Origin of the sequence: Paenibacillus rhizosphaerae (genome assembly GCF_014192015.1) — a bacterium.
GTDB lineage: Bacteria > Bacillota > Bacilli > Paenibacillales > Paenibacillaceae > Paenibacillus_AQ > Paenibacillus_AQ rhizosphaerae.
Genome location: NZ_JACHXJ010000004.1, coordinates 719,375 through 738,394 on the forward strand (window position 1 = coordinate 719,375; position 19,020 = coordinate 738,394).

General features: G+C 55.4%; 14 protein-coding genes, 1 rRNA gene, 1 riboswitch and 1 other annotated feature. Of the genes, 11 read left to right on the plus strand and 4 right to left on the minus strand.

The window, feature by feature from the left end; genetic code table 11:
* Positions 1-11: 11 nt before the first annotated feature.
* The 3 genes from trpS to FHS19_RS25380 all read right to left on the minus strand — a co-directional run bounded on the left by trpS (position 12) and on the right by FHS19_RS25380 (position 4,284).
* The gene (gene trpS, locus FHS19_RS25370) at positions 12-1,025 is read right to left on the minus strand and encodes a tryptophan--tRNA ligase (protein ID WP_183584534.1); all 1,014 of its coding nucleotides are present in this window, start codon (positions 1,023-1,025) and stop codon (positions 12-14) included.
* 311 nt (positions 1,026-1,336) lie between these two features.
* Positions 1,337-1,641: a binding site (T-box leader), on the minus strand.
* A 195-nt stretch (positions 1,642-1,836) separates the two neighbouring features.
* Entirely contained in the window at positions 1,837-3,147 is a 1,311-nt protein-coding gene (locus FHS19_RS25375) for a glutamate-1-semialdehyde 2,1-aminomutase (RefSeq protein WP_183584535.1), read from the minus strand.
* 42 nt (positions 3,148-3,189) lie between these two features.
* Positions 3,190-4,284 carry an LCP family protein gene (locus tag FHS19_RS25380; protein ID WP_183584536.1) on the minus strand — a complete coding sequence of 365 codons (1,095 nt, stop codon included), beginning with the start codon at positions 4,282-4,284 and terminating at the stop codon, positions 3,190-3,192.
* 210 nt (positions 4,285-4,494) lie between these two features.
* On the opposite strand from FHS19_RS25380, the gene bcp reads away from it, so the two are divergent.
* The 3 genes from bcp (at position 4,495) to FHS19_RS25395 (ending at position 7,218) form a co-directional block, all read left to right on the plus strand.
* Complete coding sequence (bcp, locus tag FHS19_RS25385) at positions 4,495-4,953, plus strand: thioredoxin-dependent thiol peroxidase (RefSeq protein ID WP_183584537.1); 459 nt, start codon at positions 4,495-4,497, stop codon at positions 4,951-4,953.
* A 305-nt stretch (positions 4,954-5,258) separates the two neighbouring features.
* On the plus strand, positions 5,259-5,714 hold the full coding sequence (locus FHS19_RS25390) for a MarR family winged helix-turn-helix transcriptional regulator (RefSeq protein WP_183584538.1): 456 nt from the start codon (positions 5,259-5,261) through the stop codon (positions 5,712-5,714).
* Positions 5,707-7,218, plus strand: coding sequence for a DHA2 family efflux MFS transporter permease subunit (locus FHS19_RS25395; protein WP_183584539.1), 1,512 nt, complete (start codon positions 5,707-5,709; stop codon positions 7,216-7,218). Before FHS19_RS25390 ends, FHS19_RS25395 begins: the two co-directional genes overlap by 8 nt.
* 143 nt (positions 7,219-7,361) lie before the next feature.
* Here the strand turns inward: FHS19_RS25395 and FHS19_RS25400 are convergent, their stop codons facing one another.
* A complete protein-coding gene (locus tag FHS19_RS25400) occupies positions 7,362-7,988 on the minus strand; it encodes a DedA family protein (RefSeq protein ID WP_183584540.1) in 627 nt (208 codons plus the stop codon).
* Between the two features lie 195 nt (positions 7,989-8,183).
* Between FHS19_RS25400 and FHS19_RS25405 the strand changes: the two genes are divergently transcribed.
* From FHS19_RS25405 to FHS19_RS25440, 8 genes are all read left to right on the plus strand, one after another.
* Entirely contained in the window at positions 8,184-9,521 is a 1,338-nt protein-coding gene (locus FHS19_RS25405) for a polysaccharide deacetylase family protein (RefSeq protein ID WP_246426795.1), read from the plus strand.
* Positions 9,522-9,849: 328 nt separating this feature from the next.
* The gene (locus tag FHS19_RS25410; protein ID WP_221224082.1) at positions 9,850-10,833 is read left to right on the plus strand and encodes an AAA family ATPase; all 984 of its coding nucleotides are present in this window, start codon (positions 9,850-9,852) and stop codon (positions 10,831-10,833) included.
* Positions 10,830-12,152, plus strand: coding sequence for a DUF58 domain-containing protein (locus tag FHS19_RS25415; RefSeq protein WP_183584541.1), 1,323 nt, complete (start codon positions 10,830-10,832; stop codon positions 12,150-12,152). Before FHS19_RS25410 ends, FHS19_RS25415 begins: the two co-directional genes overlap by 4 nt.
* Positions 12,153-14,369 carry a transglutaminase-like domain-containing protein gene (locus FHS19_RS25420; protein ID WP_183584542.1) on the plus strand — a complete coding sequence of 739 codons (2,217 nt, stop codon included), beginning with the start codon at positions 12,153-12,155 and terminating at the stop codon, positions 14,367-14,369. It begins immediately after the preceding gene.
* 78 nt (positions 14,370-14,447) lie between these two features.
* Positions 14,448-15,986 (plus strand): glutamine-hydrolyzing GMP synthase, encoded by a 1,539-nt coding sequence (gene guaA / locus FHS19_RS25425; protein ID WP_183584543.1) that lies wholly within the window; start codon positions 14,448-14,450, stop codon positions 15,984-15,986.
* Positions 15,987-16,237: 251 nt separating this feature from the next.
* Positions 16,238-16,337: riboswitch (purine riboswitch) on the plus strand.
* A gap of 155 nt (positions 16,338-16,492) precedes the next feature.
* Positions 16,493-17,863: an NCS2 family permease gene (locus FHS19_RS25430; RefSeq protein WP_183584544.1), complete on the plus strand. Its 1,371-nt coding sequence runs from the start codon at positions 16,493-16,495 to the stop codon at positions 17,861-17,863.
* A gap of 161 nt (positions 17,864-18,024) precedes the next feature.
* Positions 18,025-18,324 (plus strand): hypothetical protein, encoded by a 300-nt coding sequence (locus tag FHS19_RS25435; RefSeq protein WP_183584545.1) that lies wholly within the window; start codon positions 18,025-18,027, stop codon positions 18,322-18,324.
* A gap of 231 nt (positions 18,325-18,555) precedes the next feature.
* Positions 18,556-19,020, plus strand: a 16S ribosomal RNA gene (locus FHS19_RS25440); the annotation flags it as partial.

Here is a 19,020-nt window from a genome sequence, read left to right on the forward strand (position 1 = left end):
TTATCATGATTTTATCTCCGGTCAAAATAGTTGATCCCCATGGCCTCCCGCACCTCGCCCATCGTTTGGCGCGCGGCCTCGCGAGCCTTTGCGGTACCTGTTATCAGAATGTCGTCGATGTCGCCGGAACGCTGTTCATACCGGGCGCGGCGTTCGCGGATCGGTTCCAGCACCTCTTCGATCGCCCCGGTGATTTTAGCTTTGCAGGCGGCGCAGCCGAGCGTGCCCCGGGTGCACATGTCATGAATATTGCCGCTGTCCTCCGGGCGAAATATCCGGTGATACCCGTAAATCGTGCAAACCTCCGGATGGCCGGGATCGGTTTTATGCACGCGTGCCGGATCGGTGGGAGCCTTGCGAATCCGGCTGCGGACCTCATCCGTGGTGGAATCGAGGGAGATGGCGTTGCCGAGGCTTTTGCTCATTTTACTCGAACCGTCGAGTCCGTCCAGCCGCTCACCGACGATGATTTGCGGCTCCACCAGGATGGGGGCATACAGCTCGTTAAAGCGCCGGACGATTTTGCGCGTCTGTTCGATATGGGGAATCTGGTCATCACCGGCGGGAACCAGGGTGGCTTTGCAGAAAGTGATGTCTGCCGCCTGGCTGACCGGATAGCCGAGGAAGCCGTAATACAGATCCTCGTATCCGCGCTCGGCGGCCTCGCTCTTGATCGTCGGATTATGACGCAGTGAGCTGACCGACACGAACATGGAGTAAAATACCGTCAACTCGGCAATTTCAGGGATCATCGACTGCACGAACAGCGTCGCTCGGTCCGGGTCAATGCCTACAGACAAATAGTCCAGCGCCACCTGGCGTACGCTTCCCGCCAGCATTTCCGGCGTATGAAAATGGGTGGTCAGCGCCTGCACATCTGCCAGCATGATATAGGTTTCGTACTGCTCCTGAAGCTGCACCCGGTTCTTCAGGCTGCCGACGTAATGGCCGAGATGCAGCTTGCCGGTCGTGCGGTCTCCGGTAAGGACAATGTCCTTGGGTTGTGAGTTTGTTGAAATTGTCATGGTTATTCCTCCTGAGTTTACGTTGGTTTTTTTGCGGAACTGCCTTTGCGTTCATGTCTAATAACCCGGCCTTCCCGGGCCGCCACCACCAGCCGTCATCCATGGCCATCACCTCCTTCAGTACTGCAGTTTTGTTGGTTATACGGGCGGAAGGGCCGACGATAGACGCCGGTACTACGCTTAGGAGAGGGACTCAAGCTCATGCCTCTTCAGGTCAAGCTTCAAGGCAAGTCCCCAGTCCTGCGTATTTCAGCACCAAAAAGCCCCGCCCTTGGGATCCCCATACTGGAATATTTCCAGACGGAGATCTACCCAAGGACGGGGCTCTAGCCCGCGGTGCCACCTTGATTGGCCGTCATCCCCTAGGGATGCAGCCCTGCTCAACAGGTACGGATTCCGGCGCTAAATGAAACGTGTATGCCTTCCTCGATACCCTGCCCCGGTTAACGGTGGGGACATGCCGCCCATCCTACTGACCGCTTCTTTGGGGAAGCGTTCCTGTTCAGACGGGGCACTCCGAAGCCCACTTCCGCGCGCGCCGCCACCGGCTTGCACCACCCGCCGGCTCTCTGTCAGGCCGCGATTCGCGCGTACTCTTCTTCATCATCGTGAAAATGGATTTGGAATATTGTAGCTTATTTTCCCGCGGAAAGAAAGGGGCATTTTTCCGTTAATCCGCTGCTATCCGTTCCTATTCCGTTGTTAACCTGTCGCTATTCCACCGCCGCGATCCGCCGATATCACTGCCATAAAATTTTGCTGGCAACCCGCCGATGATCGGGGTGGATTCCAGCCTTCCCCGGATCCTCTTTTACTTGCTGATCTCCTTGAAGGAGGCCTCCGCCGCTTCCAGCGTCGCGTCGATGTCCGCTTCGGTATGGGCCGTGGTCAGGAACCAGGCCTCGTATTTGGAAGGCGCGAGATTGATATTCCGGTTCAGCATGGCGCGGAAAAAGGCGGCGAAGGCTTCGCCGTCCGTATCCTGCGCTTCGTCGTAGTTGGTCACCGGATGGTCGCAGAAGTGCGTGGACAGCGAACCGCGGATGCGGTTGATCGTCAGCGGCACACCGTACCGGCCGGCCGATGCCTGCAGGCCGGCCGCAAGCTTCGTGGCCAGACGGTCCATCTCTTCGTAGACGCCTTCGCCTTGAAGCACTTCAAGGCAGGCGATGCCCGCCGAGATGGATGCCGGGTTGCCCGCCATCGTGCCGGCCTGGTAGGCCGGGCCGAGCGGAGCGACCTGCTCCATCACTTCCTTGGAGCCGCCGTAGGCTCCGATCGGCAGCCCGCCGCCGATGATCTTGCCGAGGGCGGTCAAATCTGGCCGGATCGCATCATGATTCTGCAGGCCCGCAAAGGTCTGCGTGCTGCCGTAGTGGAAGCGGAAGGCGGTGATCACCTCGTCATAGATAACGAGGGAGCCGTTGTCATGGGCCATGCGGCAGAGGCCCTCCAGGAAGCCCTCCTTCGGCATGACCATGCCGAAGTTGCCGACGATCGGCTCCACCATGACGGCCGCCACGTCTTCGCCCCATTTGGCCAGTGCCGCCTGCAGGGCGTCGAGGTCATTATAAGGCACGGTAATGACCTCGTGCGCAATGCTGGTCGGGATGCCGGCGCTGTCCGGAATCCCCAGTGTGGAAGGGCCTGAGCCGGCCGCCACGAGCACGAGGTCCGAATGGCCGTGATAGCAACCGGCGAACTTGATGACCTTGTTGCGCTTCGTATAGGCACGCGCGACACGGATGGTCGTCATGACGGCCTCGGTGCCGGAGTTGACAAAGCGGACCTTGTCCATCGACGGGATCGCTTCCTTCAGCATCCGGGCGAGCTGGATTTCAAGCTGCGTCGGCGTTCCGTACAAGGTGCCGTTCTGCGCGGCACGCGTAATGGCTTCCGTGATATGCGGGTGGGCGTGACCGGTAATGATCGGCCCATAAGCGGCGAGATAGTCGATATAACGGTTATCGTCCTCATCCCAGAAGTAGGCTCCGTTCGCCCGCTTCATAAAGACGGGCGCCCCGCCGCCAACCGCCTTAAACGAGCGGGAGGGGCTGTTGACGCCACCGACGATGTGCTGCAATGCTTCCTGGTATAATTGCCCGGAACGTGTTCGATTCATGACAGATAACTTCCTTTCTCAAATAAAAAACAGGCGGGCAGCCTAGTTGCTGCTGCCCGTACTGCCGTTCTCCCCGGTATCCCCGGAGGTTGTCGAATTGGTATTAGTGTTCGTGTTGGTATTAGTGTTCGTGTTGGTATTGGCTGGTGCGCCTGTTTTGCCTTCGCTGGATACCGGCACCGCCTCCGGCTTGTTCATAATATCTTGAATATACTGCTTCAGCTTGCTTTCGCTGGAAACGGTCAGGACGGAAGCGCCGCCGACCTTTTCCTCTTTAAGCAGCTTCATCGGCGGAATTTGCTCGCTGCCGGCCATTTGGCTTTGGTAACCGACCGTAGCCAGCTTCCACATGTCATTGACGGACAGATTCGTATCTATATATGGGCTGACCTGCTCCAGAATGTTCGGCAGCTTCATGATGGACGTCGTGGACTGCATTTTCTGGGCGACCGCCTTCAGAAAGGCCCGTTGCCGTTCCGTCCGCGTGAAGTCCGAAGTGGCGTCATGTCGGAAACGGACGTACTGCAGTGCCGTGGTGCCGTCGAGATGCTGCTGGCCCTTTTTTAGGTCGATATCGTATTCATGGTTGTCTGCGTTGCTCGGATAATACATATCCTTCTCCACGTAAAAATCTACGCCGCCGACGGCATCCACCAGCTTGATGAATCCCTGAAAGTCCGTATAGACATAATACTGGATAGGAATGCCAAGCAGATCGCCGACAGCCTTCATAGCCGTATTCGGTCCATGGGTAATCGCCGTATTGATACGGTCCTGGCCGTGTTCGGGAATGTCGGTATACGTGTCGCGGAGGATCGAGAAAACATTGATGCGCTTCTTGACCGGATCCAGGGAGGCGACCATCATGCTGTCAGACCTGGGAACTTCACCTTCCTTGATGCCGCGGGCGTCCACACCCATCAGCAGGATGTTGACCGGTTCGGTGCCTTCCCATTTGGGAGGATCGGGAACTTTGACTTCGACGGGGGTAACAGATTTAAATGGAGATTCTTCAGCGGATTTTTGCAGCCCCTGCAGGCCATTATAAATCGATGCGAAATAATAGACCGCATAACCAATGATGGCTAATACGATGATGGCTATAATCCATAATATCGTTTTTTTCCTTGGAGTCATTCCTTTTCTTCCTTTCGCTATCCTGTTGAAGGAGAGTGCTTGTCTTCGACATGTTCAGACATTTGTAGAGTAAGGATTCATTTATTATAATTTTTTTTGACAATACAATCAATTTTACATTCTGGAAAGCATTTCACCAAGATAAAATGAACGAAAGTGTTCAATTTATATAGATGCAGTGCTTGACCTCTGAAAGGAGAGTTTGTACATATGACAGAATTTGCAGTTGGAGACAAGGTTCCCGATTTTACCCTTCCGGCCTCGACCGGGGAGGAAATAACCCTCAGCAGCTTTAGGGGACGCAAAGTGGTGCTCTATTTCTACCCGAAGGACAATACGCCCGCGTGCACGCAGGAAGCCTGCGATTTTCGTGATGCACTTCCTCAGATTGAAGCAAAAGGAGCGGTCGTGCTCGGGATCAGCCCGGACGAGCTTAAATCACACGGCAAATTTGCCGAGAAATTTAGCCTGCCGTTTCCTTTGCTGTCCGACAAGGACCACCATGTGAGCGAATTGTACGGCGTATGGCAGCTGAAGAAAATGTACGGGCGTGAGTTCTGGGGCGTCGTCCGTTCGACGTTCCTGATCGATGAAGAGGGACGGCTCATCAAAGAATGGCGGAAGCTCCGGGTGGCGGGCCATGCTGGCGATGTCGTGTCAGTCCTTTAATTTTATGTAGCTCGCGGAACAAATATTAAAACTGTGATCCTAAGTATAGGAAGTAAAACATTTGAAATGAGCTGGGCTGCCCGGAATGATTCGGGGGCCCAGTTTTGCTCTGCAGCCGCCTTTGAATTATCGTTCTTTAAATGAAAACGATTCCGGTAAATTTCAGTGTCATTTATGAAAATGGATTGCAAAAATATATGTAAATTTATCCTTATGTTTTTATTGACACGTAAACATGTTGGTTTTAAAATAATTCGTACGCGAAATATTAAGAGATGGAAATAGAAACAGGGTGAAGAATGATTTTGGATCCTCAAGAGGAAATTCTCGAACTGTTGTATTCGTTTCGCCAGGTCAATCTCACGTTTTACCAAATTTTTTGGAAGCAAGCCGATGCTCTTGAGACCACCTGGATTCAATATCTTGTCCTGCATACGCTCCGCGAGCATCCGGATATCGGTCTCTCCGAGCTGGCAGATTTAATTCTTATGGGGAACAGCGCCACCAGCGGGGTTGTCCACCGGCTCGTCAAAGCGGGGCTCGTCGAACGCAGACGGCTCGAGACGGATCGGCGGTCGATCGCGCTGCGGATTACTGAGAAGGGAGATGAACTTAGAAAGCAAACCAAGCAAATCAGCATGGGCTGTCTGATGCCTCTTTTACAGATCAAACAGGAGGACAGAAGCCATCTACTAGCGACACACCAGCAAATTATTCGGATTTTCAGCCAAAAGGGAGAGAGAGAAAGAAATTATGAATAGCAGTCAAGCTCAATCTATGGAGCATATCCGGAAAGGGCCGATCATTGCCGCACTGCTCCTCGGCGCATTCGTGGCATTTTTGAATCAGACCTTGATGAATATCGCCCTGCCCAAAATTATGGATGATTTGGGCATTCAGCCGACAACAGGCCAATGGCTTACGACCGGCTTCATGCTGGTTAACGGCGTTTTGATTCCGGTATCGGCCTTTTTAATCGCGCGGTTTACGACCCGTCAGCTGTTTATTTCAGCGATGACGATGTTTTCGCTGGGAACGCTGATATGCGCGATATCACCCAACTTTGGAATACTTATGACCGGACGCGTCATTCAGGCGGCAGGCGCAGGCATTCTGATGCCGCTGATGACCGTCGTGTTCCTGAACATTTTCCCGATCGAAAAACGGGGCTCAGCCATGGGCATGATGGGGATCGCCATGATCCTGGCTCCGGCCATCGGACCGACGTTGTCGGGGTACATCGTTGAACATCATTCCTGGCGGGTGCTGTTCTACATCATCCTGCCGGTAGCGATCATCGCCACATTAATCGGCGTATTTTTCTTGAAGAACGTAACGAGCGTGACCAAACCGAAATTCGACTTCCTGTCGGTGGTTCTGTCGACCATCGGCTTCGGCGGCCTGCTCTATGGCTTCAGTGACGCGGGTACCGACGGATGGGGGAGCGCGACCGTTATCGCCACGCTGATTGTCGGCGCGGTGGGTCTGATCCTCTTTGTATGGCGCCAGCTCGTATCCAAGATTCCGATGCTGGAGTTCCGGATTTTCAAATACAATATGTTTACGCTGACGACGATCATTAACGTCATTATCACGATGGCGATGTACGCGGGCATGATCCTGATGCCGATCTTCCTGCAGAACATCCGCGGCTTCACGCCGCTCGAATCGGGCCTCATGATGCTGCCCGGCGCGATTCTGATGGGGATCATGTCGCCGATTACCGGCGCGGTCTTTGATAAAATCGGCGCAAGATGGCTGGCCGTTGTCGGCTTGATCATCACGGTGATCATGACCTTTGAATTCAGCCGTTTGACGGTTGAAACATCGTACAATCATCTGATCGTCATTTACACGATACGGATGTTCGGTATGTCGATGCTGATGATGCCAATCCAGACCGCCGGTCTCAACCAGCTGCCGCGGAACATGAATGCTCATGGTACGGCGATGTCCAACACGCTGCGCACCATTTCGGGTTCGATCGGAACGGCGATCCTGGTTACGGTCATGACCAATAAAACGAAAAGTCATGTCAAGGACGTTCTTGCCGGGGGGACGGTCAATCCGGCCGACAAAGCCGCTATGGCGAAGCTGACCGCTGATTCGATGGTTCACGGCATTAACTATGCGTTCATCGTTGCCACTTGGCTGAGTGTCGCCGCGCTGGTTCTCGCTTTCTTCATCAAGAGAACGAAGCCGCACACCGAGCTCAAGAACGAGCTTCAAGGGCAAAAAGTCAGCACCGCTAACGCGGAGGGTTAATGTACTTATATATTTAGGGTGTAAAAAAGACGCGCACTGCATTTCATGCAGCGTGCGTCTTTTTTTGTTTGAGGGAATGAGGCAGGGAAGCCGGCAAATGGACGGTACCCAGGTCTCTCCACGGCCGCCACTACCCCGGCATGTCAGCTGACATGCAGTTTGGACAGCAGTGAGCGCATTTTTTTTCGGTAACGGTAAAGCAGAAGCCCGACAACAGCGATAATGACGGCGCCGACGATCCAGAAGGAGTACTTTTCCACGAGGTGAAAAGCAAACTTCCACTGCGGCCCGAATATTTTACCGATGCTGATAAACAACAAGACCCAAACCAGCGCTCCGCTGTAGGCGAACAGCGCAAACTTGCGGAAGGGCAGGGCGATCATGCCGGCGAAGTAGCCGGTAAAATGGCGGACACCGGGAATAAAATATCCGATAAAGACCAGGCTCTGCCCGTATTTGTTAAACCAGCGGCTGGCCCGCTCCAGTTTATGCTCGGAGAGCAGGAACCATTTGCCGTAGCGCTGGAGAAAAGGCAGGCCTGCCTTAAGGCCGATAAAGTATGTAATGGTCATCCCCAGGGTGGTTCCGGCAAACGCGACGATCAGCAGCCACCCGTAATGAAGCATGCCGTCATAGGACAGGAAGCCCGCATAGGCCATCGTCGTCTCACCTGGGAAGGGGAGGGCGATAAATTCCAAAGCCAGTCCGAGAAACAACACGAGGTAGCCGTATTGCTCGAACATCAAATGTATCCATTTTAACAATTCCAAAAGGTGTTCACTCCAATTCAGGTCGGGCCCCCAAAGATCACAACCGGATTCCACGGGACTCCAACGGATTCCATCCGGAAGCATGGACTGCCAAGCTCTTGAAAGATTCGGCTTTCCTTAAGTCTATTTCCACTTCTCTCACCATATAATCTACCAGAAAGCAGAACTCATAGAAATAGTGGAGGTAGAAGGTACATGGTAAAGAAGACATTCAGCGTTGTTCTGGGATCGATCGGGGTCGTTTTAGCGGTGATGGCTATCGTATTCTGCGCAAGCGTCCGGGAAGGGCGGGCCTTGCTGCAGCCTTTGACGCCCTTGGTTCAGAATGCGGTCAGTTCGGCTCCGGGCATTGAAGCTGCAAAGGAGAAGAGTTCTGCTGTTATGGGACTAAAAACGGATCCGGTCCATGTAGGCCAAACGGGGCTGCTTGCTGCCAATATGACGAAGAAAGCCGCTCCGGTCAGCCCCAAAACGGTGTATCTGACTTTTGACGACGGCCCCAGCGATTTAACGGGCCAGGTGCTGGATATGTTAAAGAAAAACAAGATCGGCGCAACCTTCTTTGTTCTCGGTGAGCAGGTAAAGAAGTATCCGCAGCTCATTTCGAGGATCTACGAAGAAGGCCATGCCGTCGGAAATCATACATATGACCATAATTATACCGAACTCTATCAATCTTTTCCCGTGTTCTGGGAACAAATCAAGGAGACCGAAGAGGAGATCCGCCTGATCACGGGGGAAAGGCCGCAGCTGATCAGGGCGCCCGGGGGGACGGCCGGGCATTTTGACGACACGTACTTTAAACTGCTGCAGCAGGCAGGGTACGTCGTGACGGATTGGAACGTGGACAGCGGCGACTCCAAGCGGCGTGACGTCCCGGCTGCGGAGATCGTGAAGGGTGCCACAACGGACGTACCGGGAGGCAAGGTGGTTCTCCTGATGCATGACGGTCCCGGCCATTCGGAAAGCGTGAAGGCGCTCCCGCAAATTATTAGCTGGTACAAGGCACATGGATATCAGTTCGGTGTCTTGTCACCGCAAGACCCGCCGGTACAATTTAAAGTGAACGCCACAGCCCGCGGACTGAAGCGAAGCGCGCCGAGCGCCGCCTGGATTCAGTCGCATATTGCGCAGAATGCCGCATTGTTCGAGCCTGGCAAACCGCTTCGCCTGGACGTCGGCGGGCTCGAGACCACGCTGGATACCGGCGAGTACAGCATCGTAGACGGACATTACATGGTGCCTTTACGCGCGCTGACCGAGCGGGTCGGGGGCAGTACGGTATGGGATTCGGCCGGGGCAGCCTGGGTAGCGTCCTTGTCGGCGGACGCCGCGGTTTCGCTGCGGATCCATGCGGACACGGGCAGACTGGAGGCGGTGGAGGGGAATCAGGTGATCTCTGAGGCGAAGCTGCAGATGCTGACGGTCAATGGATCGCTGTGGGTGCCTCTGCGCAGCTTGTTTGAAGCTTCCGGATATGCCGGAATCACGGCATCGGTTAATGATGAGGAGCGGCGGGTCACGATATATTAACGGTCTGAGTGCCTGGAACGATTCTACGATATTTGCAGAGGGCTTCGTCTAATTCTTTTCTATGATTTTTCCTTAAGAAGCCTGTGCGGGCCATGACGCTGGAACCTAGATATATAACAAATACGTCTATCGACATACCCTTACAGAAGACAGACTGCATTTAGCAGAAGTTTTTCTAGCGGGGTCCGGAAGCGGAAGCTCCGAAACTTAGATCTCTTAAAAAATGGGCCGGTACGGCAGGTCTACTTCCTTTTCTTCATGGAGAGAATATTGATAGATTCCTATTTACGACGGGATCAAGCCATGATTGGAAACGGAGGTTGTTACTTTGTCGACTCCATCGGTGTTTCATGATGATGTTGCCCCGGAATTATTGAACCGCGTCTTATCGCGCGTCGGATCCGTTATCGTCGGTAAAGAAAAGGAAATCCGCCTTGCCTTAATATCCATGCTCAGCGGCGGACATATTCTGCTGGAGGATGTTCCGGGGGTGGGCAAAACGATGCTGGTCCGGGCCATCGCCGCTTGCCTCGGCTGCACGTTCGGCCGGATCCAGTTCACATACGATTTGATGCCCGGCGACGTGACGGGCACTTCGATATACCATCCGCACAGCGGCAGCTTCGAGTTCCGGCCGGGGCCGGTTCTCTCCAATATCGTGCTGGCGGATGAAATCAACCGGGCTTCGCCCCGGACCCAATCCGCGCTGCTGGAGGCAATGGAAGAGCGGAAGGTGACCGTGGACGGCACCACCTATCCGCTTCCGCGTCCGTTCCTGCTGCTGGCGACGCAGAATCCGCTGCATTTCGAAGGGACTTACCGCCTGCCTGAGGCACAGATGGACCGGTTCATGATGCGGCTGAGCCTGGGGTATCCGGAGCCGGCCCAGGAAGTGGAGCTGCTGACGCGAATGCAGCTGGACCATCCGCTGGACGCTATAAAACCGGTCATGCTGGCGGAAGAAATGGCGAAAATGCAGCGTGCCGTCCGCGGCGTCTTCGTTGACGAGTCCATTAAGCTGGCTCTCGTCCAGGTGGCCGACGCCTCGCGCCGCCATCCGAACGTCCAGCTTGGCATCAGCCCGCGGGGGACACTGGCCTGGATGAACGCATCCCAGGCTTCGGCCTACATGGCCGGCCGCTCTTATGTCATCCCGGACGACATCAAGGATACCGCCGTGCCGGTCCTCGCCCACCGGCTGATGCTGAACCATGCCGCGCTTCTTGCAGGGGCCAGCAGCGAAGAACTGGTCCGGGAGCTGCTGCGGCAGCTGGTGCTCCCCGTTCACTCCCGTAAGGGAGGCCGCTTATGATGCGGCGGGTCCTCGAATGGGGAATCGGGCTGGCAGTGCTGGGCGGTATGTTGGCCATGTACCGGCTGCACGGAGGCGAGGCCCTGTGGTTCATGATGTTTCTGACCTGCCTGGTGCTGGCCGGCGGCATGCTGGTTCAGCTGCTGGGCCCCCGGCAAATCCGGGTGGAACGCAGCCTGCCCCGGAGCGTGATTCCGTCGGGAGAGGCCGTGCCCGTGACCCTGCGGATTCATTTCCGCTCGCCGCTGCCCCTCCCCTGGATGGCTGTGGAGGATTATTACACCGGCGGGAGCTTCCGGCGCGTTCTCTTTCCCGGATTTCGGCGCTCATTAACGTATCGTTATGAGATTCCCGCTCCTCCGCGGGGGCATTACGGGTTTGAAGCCTGTGCGCTGGAATGGGGCGGCTTGTTCGGGTGGTTTCAGGGAAGGAAGGTCGTTAGGGGAGAAGGCCGGTTTATCGTGCTGCCGGAGCCGCTGCCTGTCGGACAGGAATGCCGGCCGGCGGCTTCGCCGTCTTATAGCGAAGAGGCCAGTCTCCGGCCTCCCCGGTTTGCAGACGGCATGAAAGGGATGGAGGTGCGGGAATATGTTCCGGGGGATCCGCCGAACCGTATCCATTGGAAGCACCTGGCCCGGTGGGGCCGCCTGCATACGAGCCTGCCGGAGGAGGCGCAGCAGTCCTCTTATGCGGTCATGATCGACCGCTCCTTCAGCGGCTATATGCCGGACGGCGCCCGGGCAGGCGACGTCAGCGGTGAGGCCGCCCAGCGGGGGTTCGAGACCGCTGTATCGACGGCGGCAGGGCTGCTCGTTGAAGCCGGGCGTGCTGGCGAGAAACCGGTGCTGCTTGGCTCGGGACTGCGTGCCGGCTTGCGGGGAGAAGCCGGAGTACCCGGAGGACCCGGCCCTGCGTTAAGGCAGGAGACCGGGCCGGAGATCACCGGCATGCTTGCGGCCTTGTCGGGACTGAAATTGTCCGGCGGCATGCCGCTGCCTGCACAGCTTCAGGAAGCAGCCGGCGATATAAAGGGCAAAAGAACGGCGGTCGTCACCGGCTATCTGACCGACGAGCTGCTTCGCACCGTATCCGGGATCATCTCCTCCGGGGGATATGTGGATATCTATTGCGCAGGCGCCGCGGCAGGGACCGACAGCAGCGATTCGGCATCGTACGCCGCGGCGGTTCACGATCCCGGCCTGTTCCGCCGGGCGGCGCTGCTCTCGCGTCTGGGGGCCGGCGTATTTATCGTGCACGGCGGCCGTGTATCCCGCGTCGGTCACGTGGAGTCGAACTTCCCCGGAGAGGGGGCGGTATAAATGGAGGACCGAACGGATCCACTTCTGTACAGACTCATCCTATCTCTGCCCTTTATGGGGCTGTTCGCCGAATGGCTCATTCCGCTCCGGCCGCTAATGGGTTCCACGGACGATGGATTTATGACGACGCTGTTGTGGCTGACGGCGCTTCTGCTGCTGTGGGGGACCCTGCTGACGAAGTGGACGTTTACCCTCCCGGTGTACTTCGTGCTGGTCGGCGCTGCGTGGTATAACGTTTCCGGAGAGGGCCAGCCCTTAGGTTGGCTGATTTCCTGGATATCGCAATGCCGCGATGATCTTCTGCTCTTGCTGTCCACCGGGCGCTTTGCCGAGACCAGCTCGGAGACCCGTACGCTGGTTTTGATCGTCGGCTGGTCCTTATTGGTTTATTCCGTGCAATCGCTGGCCCTGTCGCGGCGCAGCATTTTTTTGTTCGCCGCGGCCACTCTGCTCTACCTAATATGCCTTGAGACGCTGCTCGGCATCCATATTTACGCCGATATGATCCAAACCTGCGGTTTGCTGCTCCTGCTTCAAGGGATGCTGCATCTGTCCAGACTGCGTGAGAGCGACACGTCTGGCAGGTTTGGCGGCAAGGTGTACGGCACCTGGATCGTGTCGCTCAGCCTGCTGTCCATCCTGGTCCTCGGCGGAAGCTGGGGACTGGGATATGCGGCCGAGCCCAAGCCTCCAGGGAGGATGTCCTTGGAGCAGGCCGCCGGCCGGCTGGAATCCTGGGTCAGGGACAATTATGGCGACGCCTCAGCCGCGGCCGTGACGGGCTACAACCTGAGCGGGGACGACCAGGACATGGGAATGCCCTTGAGCCAAGGGGGCCGGCTCTATTTTGAAGCGGAGAGTCCCGTTCCTACATATTGGCGGGGGGAAACGCTCAGTGTTTATGACGGCCGTAAATGGACCGGTCAGGAGGCCGATTCCCGCACCCTGTTTATTCCGGGCGCGGTCCGGCCTGAAGGATCGGACTCGGAAGGTGGGGAGATGACCGCTCCGATGGCTGAGTACCGGACCGTCACCCAGCAAATCATGTTCAACCGGCCCATGACCGAGAGCTTCCCTCTCTTTGCCGGCGGTCCCATCGCCGAGGTTCTCGACCTCGAATCGAGTCGGAAATCGGTGTCCCTGACCGTAATCGCCGACGAAGATGCCGGGACGGTCAAGGTGCCGCTGATTTCGGGCGTGCCGGAAGTGAACGGCTACCGGATCAAGGCGGACATCCCCGCCGTGGATCCTCAGCTGCTGCGGGAAGAAGCGGGCGCGGATCCGGCGCGTGTGAGGGACGAATACCTTCAGCTGCCGGACAAGCTGCCCGAACGCGTGAAGCAGCTGGCCGACCGGATTACGTCGGCGTCGCTCACGCGATATGATGCGGTCGTCGCGGTGGAGGACTATTTGAAAACTTACTACGCCTACACGATGGATACCCGCGTTCCGCCCCGAGGCGAGGACTTTGTGGATGACTTCCTGTTTACGACGCGGAAAGGGTACTGCAACCACTTCTCAACCGCCATGGCGGTGCTGCTGCGAAGCGAGGGAATTCCCACGAGGTATGTCAGGGGATTTGCCCCGGGAAAAGAGGAAAGCAGTCACCCGGGACGTTATCAGATCAGCGAAGGCGACGCTCACGCCTGGGTCGAAGTGTACTTCCCCGGCTCCGGCTGGATTCCGTTCGACCCAACGCCTGGATTTGCGCTGCCTTCCGACAGCGGAACGGTCCAGGCACAGGACATCCAGTCGGGCGGCACCTGGGACTGGACTCACGCCGCCCTCCAAGTGAAGAACATCACGCTGGGGATCGCGTCTTTTATGGCCAAGCATGTGTGGACCGCGGTTGGAGCAGTTGCCACGGCTCTGCTGCTGACCGCCGCCGTCCGCTGCGCCTGGATGTATCGCGGCCTGATTTGGCTGTGGGGCCTGGTGTATTTATCGCGGCGGGCCTTTCCGGGCAAGGAGCAGCTGCTTCGGGCGGCGCTTCCGGCGTGGAAGGGCATTACCCGCCGGTACGGTGCGGCGCCGCCGGGGGCTACCGTTCGGGAATATGTGCTGTCCCTTCAGGTAGATGATGAAATGATGCGCAAAGAAATGTACGATTTTGCCGCGGAGTGGGAAAAGATAGCTTTTGGTCAGGTTCCCGTAAGCCGCAGCCAAGGGAGCGCTTTCCTGCGCAGATGCCTTTTGATCGCCGGCAGGCTGGCATAACTTAGGTGCTGCGGCTTCCTTGACGGTATGAATTATCGTTGCGTATAATTGATTTCATTAATTGAGGGAGGCACGGTAATGAATAAGCCAAATGAAATCATCGTTGTCCTCGATTTCGGGGGACAATATAATCAATTAATCGCAAGACGCATCCGCGATCTGGGAGTATACAGCGAGCTCTTGCCTTTTAACACGCCGATCGAGAAGATCCGGGAGCTGAACCCGAAAGGTATCGTGTTCTCCGGCGGACCGCTCAGCGTGTATGCGGAAGACGCACCCCATGTGGACCCGGCTGTCTACGATCTGGGGCTGCCAATCTTCGGCATTTGCTACGGCATGCAGATGATGGCCCAGCAGCTCGGCGGCAAGGTGGAGCGCGCGCACAAACGCGAGTACGGAAAAGCGGAGCTTGAGTTCAAACCGGACACGACGCTTACCCAAGGATTGGACAACCGTCAGGTCGTATGGATGAGTCACGGGGACCATGTCGTTGAGCTTCCGTCCGGCTTCCAGCTCGACGCGGGTACCGAGTCGGCTCCGATCGCGGCGATGAGCCATGGCGAGAAGAAGCTGTATGCGGTGCAGTTCCATCCGGAAGTACGCCACTCTGTGAACGGCAACGAAATGATCCGCAACTTCCTTTATGAAGTCTGCGGATGTGAGGGTAACTGGACGATGGAATCCTTTATCGAGGATCAGGTTCGAGAAATCCGCGAAACCGTCGGTGACCAGAAAGTGCTGTGCGCGCTGAGCGGCGGCGTGGATTCCTCCGTCGTTGCGATGCTGATCCACAAGGCGATCGGCGATCAGCTGACCTGTATGTTTATCGACCACGGTCTGCTGCGCAAGGGCGAAGCCGAGAGCGTAATGGATACCTTTGTAGGCAAATTCGACATGAAAGTTGTCAAAATCGACGCCCGCGAGCGTTTCTTGTCCAAGCTGGCCGGCGTGGACGATCCCGAGCAAAAACGGAAAATCATCGGCAACGAATTCATTTACGTGTTTGAGGAAGAGTCTGCACGTTTTGACGACTTTGCCTTCCTGGCGCAAGGAACGCTGTACACGGATATCGTCGAGAGCGGAACGGCAACGGCTCAAACGATCAAGTCGCACCATAACGTGGGCGGCCTTCCGGAGGACATGAAATTCAAGCTGATCGAGCCGCTCAAAACGCTGTTTAAGGACGAAGTCCGCAAAGTCGGCGAGGAATGCGGCTTGCCTGAAGAGATCGTATGGCGCCAGCCGTTCCCGGGCCCGGGCCTTGCAATCCGCGTGCTGGGCGAAGTGACGGAAGATAAGCTGACGATCGTTCGGGATTCCGACTACATTTTGCGCGAAGAAATTGCCAAAGCCGGGCTTGACCGGGAAATTTGGCAGTACTTCACGGCTCTGCCGAACATGAAGAGCGTGGGCGTCATGGGTGACGCGCGTACGTATTCGTACACCGTCGGCATTCGCGCGGTAACCTCGATCGACGGCATGACCGCCGACTGGGCCCGCATTCCGTGGGACGTACTGGAGAAAATTTCGGTGCGTATCGTCAACGAGGTGGAGAACGTCAACCGCGTCGTGTACGATATCACCTCCAAGCCGCCGGCCACGATCGAGTGGGAGTAAGGCTGATCGTTATATCCGAAGGTTCGAGATCCGTACCTGCTTAAGGCAGGTGCGGGTCTTTTTTTGTTTTCTACATAATTTCTGGACCAATTCCAAAAGCTAAGCCCTAGTTAGAGAAAAAATTCTATGTAAGGCGGCCGTAGTTCCATGGGAGGAATATGCAAATTTCCGAACATTGAATCATGTCTTACTCACGATTATTCGTTTTTTCTGTTGACAAGTGAAGCTTGTCTTCATACAATGAATGATGTGAGAAACGACATATGTTCTTTCGTATAATCCCGGGAATTGGCCCGGGAGTCTCTACGAGATCACCGTAATGATCTGGCTACGAATTTAGAAGAGATGATGTCCACTCGCGGGCGCAGCTTGCCTTGACCATGGTAAGTCCAAGCTGATGATCGGCGGATATCTCTTTCTTTCATTCATAATGTCCGGTGGTCGCTTTGCGGTCTGCCGGCTTTTTTGTCGTTCTGACTCAAATTTCTAAGGGGGATTATTTGAAAATGGAACGGTTCTTTAAATTAAAGGAACGCGGCACAAATGTAAAAACAGAAATGATCGCCGGTCTCACGACGTTTATGGCGATGGCGTACATCCTGTTCGTCAACAATCTGTTTCTCGGGCCGGACGGTGCGGGCATCCCTCATGAAGGCGTATTTTTCGCCACCGCAGTCGGCGCGGGCCTCGTTACGATCCTGATGGGGTTGTTTGTCAATATCCCGATCGCCTTGGCGCCGGGTATGGGTCTGAACGCTTATTTTATGACCGTCGTGCTAGGATCCAACGGTCAAATTACCTGGCAGGCTGCCTTGGGCGCCGTATTTATTTCGGGTATTATTTTTATCATTCTGACGGTAACGCGCGTTCGGCAAATGCTGATGGTCGCCGTTCCGAAAAACATTAAAACCGCTATTACGGTGGGGATCGGCCTGTTCGTCGCCATCATCGGCTTCAAGCTCGCCAACCTGATCTCGATCACCGTGAACGCCGGTACCGATATCAGCAAGCCGATCGGCGGCGGAAGCTTCAACCTGGCGCTAAGCGATTTCTTTACACATAAAGATGCGCTGCTTGCTTTGATCGGACTTTTGATTATCGCCATTCTAATGGTGCTGAAAGTAAGAGGGGCGCTCCTGATCGGCATTATCGTAACGACGCTGATCGGTATTCCTATGGGGGTGACGGACCTCAGCGGATTGTCCCACGCCAACTGGCTGCCTTCGTTCTCGAACCTGGCTGTCGGGGATCTGGACCTGAAAGGCGCGCTGCACATCGGATTGTTCGATATCGTCTTTATTTTCACGTTCGTGGAGCTGTTTGACACCTTCGGAACGCTCGTAGGTACGACAACCCGGATGGGTATCATGAAGGATAAAGAGAAAGGCGAGAAAATCGTCGGTAAAGCGATGCTCGTCGATGCGGTCGGCGTCAGCGCCGGTGCCGTTCTGGGTACGAGCACGATCACTTCTTTCGTGGAAAGCACGGCAGGCGTTGAGGAAGGCGGACGCACAGGCTTGACAGCCATTACGACTGGCGTTCTGTTCCTGCTGTCCCTGTTCATCGCTCCGCTTGCGCTGGTGGTTCCTTCGGCGGCTACCGCGCCGGCATTGATCATCGTCGGGGTGCTGATGATGAGCCAGGTTCGCAACATCGAGTGGGACGAATTCTTTGAGGCTTTCCCGGCTTTTCTGACCATCGTTCTGATGCCGTTCTCCGGCGGGATCGCCAACGGGATTTCGGCAGGGATCTTGTCCTATGTGATTCTTGCGGTTTTCGGTAACATCTTCGGTAAGCGCAAAGAGAAAGTTCACTGGCTGATGTGGGTGCTGGCCATCATCGTGGTGTGCCGGTTCGCATTCCTCGGTGCCGAGTAAGCCTCTAGGAATTGATTGTTTGAATGCTCTGCCCTTGTCTGCTATAGAGCGGATGAGGGCTTTTTTATTTTTGGAAAATTTGAAAAGTATCATATATAGCGCAATATATAGCGCAACGAAAAGTCTGAAAGTTGGGGATTATATAATGATGTGAAAAATGATTGGGGGACGCAGCGTGGATCGCCGCTGCAGCAGGCGAGCGGCTCTATCTTGATAAAGAGGGAGTTACTCTAAACGTAAAGACATGCTTGGAGTCATCGTTGACGTATGAATGTATATATGAAGATTATGAATGGTTTGCGGCAGTTGCCATCAAAAGTACCAAAGGGTACGGAATAAATGGAGATTTAAATTTTTTGTCGAAAAAACTTGCAATCGAATTACATACATGGTATATTCTAATTCCGGCCAAGAAAACATCGCATAAAGCGCTGGCAGCAAGCCTGAAAAAAAGAAATTAAAAAAAGCTTGCAAAACTGAGTCGGACTTGATATAATATAAGAGTTGCTGCTGAAACAACAGACGGTAACGAAACGAAGTTTGATCTTTGAAAACTGAACAACGAGTGAGTATACATGCGACGGTTTTATAACCGATGCAACATGAGATTAAATCAATCTCGTCAGATTCAAAATGAGCTACAAACTTTCGTTGGAAAGCTACTCCCTTCGGGTGAGCAGATTCTTCCAACTTTCTTGGAGAGTTTGATCCTGGCTCAGGACGAACGCTGGCGGCGTGCCTAATACATGCAAGTCGAGCGGACTTGATGGAGAGCTTGCTCTCCTGATGGTTAGCGGCGGACGGGTGAGTAACACGTAGGCAACCTGCCTGCAAGACCGGGATAACCCACGGAAACGTGAGCTAATACCGGATATCTCATTTCCTCTCCTGAGGGAATGACGAAAGACGGAGCAATCTGTCACTTGCGGATGGGCCTGCGGCGCATTAGCTAGTTGGTGAGGTAACGGCTCACCAAGGCGACGATGCGTAGCCGACCTGAGAGGGTGAACGGCCACACTGGGACTGAGACACGGCCCAGACTCCTACGGGAGGCAGCAGTAGGGAATCTTCCGCAATGGGCGAAAGCCTGACGGAGCAACGCCGCGTGAGTGATGAAGGTTTTCGGATCGTAAAGCTCTGTTGCCAGGGAAGAACGT